Raw genomic sequence first — 6,038 nt, 5'->3', positions numbered from 1 at the left:
GAAGACCAGCCGTTGGAACTATGTTTCTCATATCCTAGAAAACTAGAAAGTTCAACCTTAAGCAACTGGTTGATGGCATCTTCAAGTTCTTGACGAAAGACATCTTCAACAGATTGTTTTTCTACTAGCACTTGCATGAGTTTTGTGTTAAGATTTGACATTAGGGAACCTCATTTCTTTAGTGTCTTTGTTAGCACTTAACACTATACAGGAATGAGGTTCCTTTTCCTATGGGCCTCTTAGAGTTTACACATAAAATTTTATACTATCGCATTATTGCAAAAGTGTGCTATTTTATAGATACCGTAGTAAATATAAAATAAATATACCTTATGTAGATTTATTATTTTAAAAATAAAAATATGATTATATAGTGCGTAGAAATATGATTATATAGTGCGTAGATAAAATGAGATAAAAAATAGAATTAACCTTGCTTAATAAGAGTATTTGTAGTAAACTATTAAGGTACGTGGCAGAGAGGGATAACTGTGTCTATTTTTATCTGCACGATATAAACTATGATATAGGATGTTGCTCGCGTAAGCGGGGAAACTTCTATGGAGCAGTCTGTTCAAAGAAATGGACGTTAGGAGGAATTAAGTAATGGCAAAACAGGAACGAATCAGGATTCGCCTTAAAGCTTATGATCATAAAACATTAGATCAGAGCGCGGCGAAGATCGTCGATACGGCGAAACGGACAGGTGCAATGGTATCTGGCCCTATTCCGCTGCCGACGGAAAAAAACATTTTCACGATTCTCCGTTCACCTCATGTGAACAAGGATTCTCGTGAACAATTCGAATTGCGTACGCACAAACGATTGATCGATATACTGGAAGCTTCCAGTAAAACGGTTGATGCGTTGATGAGACTGGATCTTCCAGCCGGCGTAGACATCGAAATCAAATTATAGGAGGAGGTGCGATTATGTCTAAAGCTATTTTGGGTAAGAAGTTGGGAATGACGCAAATCTTTACAGAAGAAGGCGCAGTTGTTCCAGTAACGGTAGTCGAAGCTTCCCCGAATGTTGTTGTTCGTGTAAAGACCGTTGATACGGACGGATACAACTCCATTCAGCTGGGCTACGGCGAAGTAAAAGAAAAACATTTGACCAAACCGGTCAAAGGGCAGTTTGATAAGGCGGGAGTAGCTCCTGTCAAATATCTGCGCGAAGTACGTCTGACGGAAACACCGGAATATACAGTAGGCCAAACTCTGGCAGCTGATATTTTCGCAAGCGGCGATATCGTCGACGTAATTGGCACCAGCAAAGGCAAAGGGTTTGCTGGTACTATCAAACGGCACGGTTTTCACCGCGGACCTATGGCTCACGGTTCTAAATCTCATCGTGAACCTGGTTCCCTCGGCGCTATGTCTAGTGGCGGTTGCGGTAGAGTCCTTAAAGGTAAGAAACTTCCTGGACAAATGGGTGGAAATCAAGCAACTGTTCTTCATCTCTCTGTCGTAAAGGTCGATATGGATAAGAACCTGCTTTTGATCAAAGGCGGTATTCCTGGTGCAAAGGGCAGCCTGATCATGATTCGTGAAACGGTAAAACCGCTCTAATATTTGTCTAACAGGAAGGAGGATAATTAATAATGCCAAAAGTAAGCACATATGATATAACCGGTGCACAAATCGGTGAAATGGAATTAAACGATAGCGTTTTTGGCGTTGACGTAAATGAAGCTGTTATGCGACAAGCTGTTTTGCGTCAGCTGGCTAATGAACGCTTAGGTACGCATTCTACAAAGACCAGAGGTCTGGTCCGTGGCGGCGGCAAGAAACCTTGGAAACAAAAAGGAACCGGCCGGGCCCGTTGTGGTAGTATTCGCAGCCCATTGTGGGTTGGCGGCGGTACGGTTTTCGGTCCCCATCCTCGTGACTATGCACAGAAGATGCCCCGCAAAGCTAGACGCCTTGCAGTAAAATCTGCGTTGAGTGATAAAGTTAATACGGGTGAATTATTCATCCTTAATGAATTGAAACTTGAAGCAGCAAAAACTAAAGAAGTTGTTAACATTGTAAATAACTTCAAATTTGCTGATGAAAAAGTATTGTTCATTACTGATGGTGATGATGTTATGACACGTTGCACGCGCAACATTAAAGGAGTGAAATCTGTTTCTGCAGAAGGCATGAACATTTTTGATTTGCTCCACTACACCAAGCTGTTTGTAACAAAGAGCGCTGTAGCTAAGATTGAGGAGGTGCTCGCATAATGGATATGCATGATATTTTGTTAAAACCGGTCATCACTGAAAAAACGACAATGATGATGTCTGATGGCAAATATACATTTAAGGTACCGCTCCATGCCAATAAGATTGAAATTCGCAAGGCTGTTGAAAAGGTTTTTGGCGTTAAAGTCAAAAGCGTTTCTACACTGCGTACGATGGGAAAAATGAAACGCATGGGTAAGTATGAAGGCAAACGCCCGGATTATAAAAAAGCCATCGTAACTCTCAAGGAAGGCGAATCCATCGAATTCTTTGAAGGCGCTTAAGGTATAGAGAATTAAAGGAGGAGGCACCAAAATGGCCATTAAATCATTTAAACCGTATTCCGCTAGTCGTCGTTTTATGACTGTTTCGACTTTCGAAGAAGTTACGACGAACAAGCCGGAAAAATCTTTGCTGGCTCCGTTGACCAACAAAGGCGGTCGTAATAACACCGGCAAGATGACAGTACGTCATCAAGGCGGTGGACATAAACGCCGGTATCGTTTGATTGATTTCAAACGTATTAAAGACAATATTCCGGCAAAAGTAGCTACGATTGAATATGATCCGAATCGTTCAGCGAATATTGCACTTCTGTTTTATGCAGATGGAGAAAAGAAATATATTCTTGCTCCGAACGGACTGAAAGTTGGCGATGTTGTTGTCAGCGGCCCTGATTCGGATATTAAAATCGGCAATGCATTGCCGATGAGCAAAATTCCGCTTGGTACTCAGGTACACAATGTGGAACTGAAAATTGGTAAAGGTGCTCAATTTGTGCGCTCTGCAGGGACTTCTGCACAGCTTATCGCCAAAGAAGGAAATTATGCTCTTTTGCGTATGCCTTCGGGTGAATTGCGCCAAGTTCATATTAATTGCCGGGCAACTATTGGTATTGTCAGCAATACTGATTATGAAAATCAAACAATCGGCAAAGCTGGTCGTTCCCGCTGGAAGGGTATTCGCCCTGGCAACCGCGGTGTTGTTATGAATCCGTGTGACCATCCGCATGGCGGTGGTGAAGGTAAGTCTCCTGTCGGCCGTAAACGCCCGGTTACTCCTTGGGGTAAACCTGCATATGGTGTTAAAACACGTGATTCTAAGAAAGCTTCCAGTAAATTTATCGTGAAGAGACGTAAATAATAGGTCCGGAAAGGAGATAAATAAGTGTCCAGATCCATAAAAAAAGGCCCATATGTAGCAGATCATCTTCTTAAGAAGATCGATGCTATGAATGAAGCCAATGAAAAAAAAGTTGTTAAAACCTGGTCTCGTGCATCTACTATTCTGCCTAGCTTTGTAGGTCATACCATTGCTGTTCACGACGGCCGGAAACATGTCCCTGTATATATTACAGAAGACATGGTTGGTCATAAATTAGGCGAATTTGCTCCTACACGTACTTTTAAAGGCCATTCTAAAGCCGAAAAAGTTACGGGTGCGCAATAATAAGGGAGGTAACGAACGATGGAAGCAAAAGCAATTGCTAAACACATCCGCATAGCTCCCCGTAAGATCCGGATTGTTGTTGACTTAATTCGGGGCAAAAACGTCGGTGAAGCTTTCAATATTTTAAAATTCACACCGAAAGTTGGTTCCCGCGTAGTAGAAAAAGTATTACGCTCTGCTGTGGCGAATGCGGAACACAATTATGATATGAATGTTGATAATTTATATGTTTCTGAAATCTTTGTTGATCAGGATTCCACGATGAAACGAGTTCATCCTCGCAGCCGTGGACAGGCCTTTAAGATTTTGAAGCATGCCAGTCATGTGACTGTTGTAGTAAAAGAAAGAGCATAAGGAGGGAAACGTAGTGGGTCAAAAAGTTAATCCCCATGGATTACGTGTTGGTGTTGTAAAACCCTGGGATGCCAAATGGTATGCTGAAAAAGATTATGCAACACTTTTGAACGAAGACGTTAAAATCCGTGAATTCTTAAAGAAACAGCTATACATTGCAGGCATTTCTCGTATAGAAATTGAACGTTCTGCAAAAAGAATAAAATTGATTATCCACACTGCAAAACCAGGTATGGTCATTGGTCGCGGCGGTGCTGGCATCGAAGATATCAAAAAGGCATTAAAGGCTTTTACGGATAAAACAGTCGATGTAAATATTGCTGAAATTAAGCAGGCGGAATTGGACGCTACTCTTGTGGCTGAAAATGTTGCCAGCCAGTTGGAACGGCGTATTGGTTTCCGACGTGCTATGAAGCAGTCTGTTACTCGCAGTATGCGTATGGGTGCTAAGGGTGTTAAGATTATGTGTTCCGGTCGTTTAGGCGGGGCTGAAATTGCTCGCCGTGAAAGCGTTCGTGATGGATCTATCCCTCTGCATACGATTCGTGCCGATATTGATTACGGTTTGGCCGAAGCTCATACAACTTATGGCTGTATTGGTGTCAAATGCTGGATCTACAAAGGTGAAATCTTGCCGGAAGCTAAAAAAGCTCCGCAGAAAAAGCATGAAGGGAGTGAAGCCTGATGTTGATTCCAAAACGTGTTAAACATCGGAAGCAGTTCCGTGGACGTATGAAAGGCAAGGCTATGCGCGGTAATACCGTTGCACATGGCGAATACGGTCTGATTGCTTTGGAACCGTCCTGGATTACTAACCGTCAGATTGAAGCTTCCCGTATTGCAATGACTCGTTATATCAAACGTGGTGGTAAAGTTTGGATCAAGATTTTCCCGGATAAGCCAATCACCAAAAAACCGGCTGAAACTCGTATGGGTAAAGGTAAAGGCGCACCAGAATACTGGGTAGCTGTAGTTAAACCGGGTCGTGTTTTGTTCGAAATGAACGGTGTAACGGAAGAAGTTGCTCGTGAAGCTATGCGTCTTGCCGGTCATAAATTACCGATTAGAACTAAATTTGTTAAAAAAGGTCAGGAATTAGGTGGTGACACAAATGAAGGTTAAAGAAATCCGTGCTCTGAGTGCTGCCGAAATGGACGAAAAGGTGGTTAGCCTTAAAGAAGAATTGTTTAACCTCCGTTTTCAACATGCGACCGGCCAATTAGAAAATCCAATGCGCATCCGCGAAGTTAAGACAACTATTGCCCGCATCAAAACGGTACAGCGTGAAGCAGAACTGAAAGCGCAAGCGTAGTATTTTATATAATTGGAAATCTAAAAGGAGGTCACAGGCACATATGGAAAGAAATGAACGGAAAATCCGCATAGGTAAAGTTGTCAGCGATAAGATGGATAAGACTGTCGTTGTAGCTGTGGAATATAAAGAACAGCACAAATTATACAAAAAGCCGATGATTACGACTGTAAAGTTTAAGGCTCATGATGAAAACAACGAATGCCATATGGGAGATATCGTACGCATTGAAGAAACTCGTCCTTTGTCTAAACAAAAACATTGGAGAGTTGTAAATATTGTAGAAAAAGCTCAATAAGCTTGAGAAATTAGGAGGTAAAGCCATGATTCAGCAAGAAACTATGTTGAATGTTGCCGATAACACCGGTGCCAAGAAAATCTTGTGCATCCAGGTCATGGGTGGTTCATATCGCAAGTTTGGTAACATTGGCGATATCATTACTGCTTCTGTTAAAGACGCAGCACCCGGTGGCGTTGTTAAGAAAGGTGACGTAGTGAAGGCTGTTATCGTTCGTTCGAAAAAGGGATTGCGTCGTGCCGACGGTTCTTACATCCGTTTCGATGAAAACGCAGCTGTTGTGATAAATACAGATAAGAGCCCTAAAGGGACTCGTATTTTTGGGCCCGTTGCCAGAGAATTACGTGATAAAGATTTCATGAAAATTATCTCCCTGGCTCCGGAAGTATTATAAGCGG

The 6,038-nt window shown here is 42.3% G+C and carries 12 protein-coding genes; all 12 read left to right on the top strand.

The features are described 5' to 3' along the window. Positions 1-606: 606 nt before the first annotated feature. Genes rpsJ through rplN form a run of 12 tightly spaced genes read left to right on the top strand, consistent with a single transcriptional unit; the run spans position 607 to position 6,034 of the window. Positions 607-918: a 30S ribosomal protein S10 gene (rpsJ, locus tag BLR11_RS08570; RefSeq protein WP_048515385.1), complete on the top strand. Its 312-nt coding sequence runs from the start codon at positions 607-609 to the stop codon at positions 916-918. A gap of 14 nt (positions 919-932) precedes the next feature. Then, positions 933-1,571: a 50S ribosomal protein L3 gene (rplC, locus tag BLR11_RS08565; protein WP_091650734.1), complete on the top strand. Its 639-nt coding sequence runs from the start codon at positions 933-935 to the stop codon at positions 1,569-1,571. A gap of 32 nt (positions 1,572-1,603) precedes the next feature. Continuing rightward, positions 1,604-2,227 (top strand): 50S ribosomal protein L4, encoded by a 624-nt coding sequence (gene rplD, locus BLR11_RS08560; RefSeq protein ID WP_091650731.1) that lies wholly within the window; start codon positions 1,604-1,606, stop codon positions 2,225-2,227. Next, positions 2,227-2,511, top strand: coding sequence for a 50S ribosomal protein L23 (rplW, locus tag BLR11_RS08555; protein WP_091650728.1), 285 nt, complete (start codon positions 2,227-2,229; stop codon positions 2,509-2,511). Before rplD ends, rplW begins: the two co-directional genes overlap by 1 nt. A 31-nt stretch (positions 2,512-2,542) precedes the next feature. Next, a complete protein-coding gene (gene rplB, locus BLR11_RS08550; protein ID WP_091650725.1) occupies positions 2,543-3,370 on the top strand; it encodes a 50S ribosomal protein L2 in 828 nt (275 codons plus the stop codon). Positions 3,371-3,394: 24 nt separating this feature from the next. Further along, positions 3,395-3,676 (top strand): 30S ribosomal protein S19, encoded by a 282-nt coding sequence (gene rpsS / locus BLR11_RS08545; RefSeq protein WP_091650723.1) that lies wholly within the window; start codon positions 3,395-3,397, stop codon positions 3,674-3,676. Between the two features lie 18 nt (positions 3,677-3,694). Continuing rightward, the gene (rplV, locus tag BLR11_RS08540) at positions 3,695-4,030 is read left to right on the top strand and encodes a 50S ribosomal protein L22 (RefSeq protein WP_091650719.1); all 336 of its coding nucleotides are present in this window, start codon (positions 3,695-3,697) and stop codon (positions 4,028-4,030) included. 13 nt (positions 4,031-4,043) lie between these two features. Beyond that, on the top strand, positions 4,044-4,715 hold the full coding sequence (gene rpsC / locus BLR11_RS08535; RefSeq protein WP_091650716.1) for a 30S ribosomal protein S3: 672 nt from the start codon (positions 4,044-4,046) through the stop codon (positions 4,713-4,715). Next, positions 4,715-5,152 (top strand): 50S ribosomal protein L16, encoded by a 438-nt coding sequence (rplP, locus tag BLR11_RS08530; protein ID WP_091650712.1) that lies wholly within the window; start codon positions 4,715-4,717, stop codon positions 5,150-5,152. The genes rpsC and rplP overlap by 1 nt, the downstream gene beginning before the upstream one ends. Beyond that, the gene (gene rpmC / locus BLR11_RS08525) at positions 5,142-5,342 is read left to right on the top strand and encodes a 50S ribosomal protein L29 (protein WP_091650709.1); all 201 of its coding nucleotides are present in this window, start codon (positions 5,142-5,144) and stop codon (positions 5,340-5,342) included. Before rplP ends, rpmC begins: the two co-directional genes overlap by 11 nt. A gap of 43 nt (positions 5,343-5,385) precedes the next feature. Beyond that, on the top strand, positions 5,386-5,640 hold the full coding sequence (rpsQ, locus tag BLR11_RS08520) for a 30S ribosomal protein S17 (RefSeq protein ID WP_091650707.1): 255 nt from the start codon (positions 5,386-5,388) through the stop codon (positions 5,638-5,640). 25 nt (positions 5,641-5,665) lie between these two features. Further along, the gene (rplN, locus tag BLR11_RS08515) at positions 5,666-6,034 is read left to right on the top strand and encodes a 50S ribosomal protein L14 (protein WP_091650704.1); all 369 of its coding nucleotides are present in this window, start codon (positions 5,666-5,668) and stop codon (positions 6,032-6,034) included. The last annotated feature ends 4 nt before the right edge of the window (positions 6,035-6,038 follow it).

The sequence above is a fragment of the Megasphaera paucivorans genome (assembly GCF_900103535.1).
In the GTDB taxonomy this organism is placed as follows: domain Bacteria; phylum Bacillota; class Negativicutes; order Veillonellales; family Megasphaeraceae; genus Megasphaera_A; species Megasphaera_A paucivorans.
The sequence above is the reverse complement of the archived record's forward strand: the minus strand, read 5'-3'. Positions and strand labels throughout refer to the sequence as shown.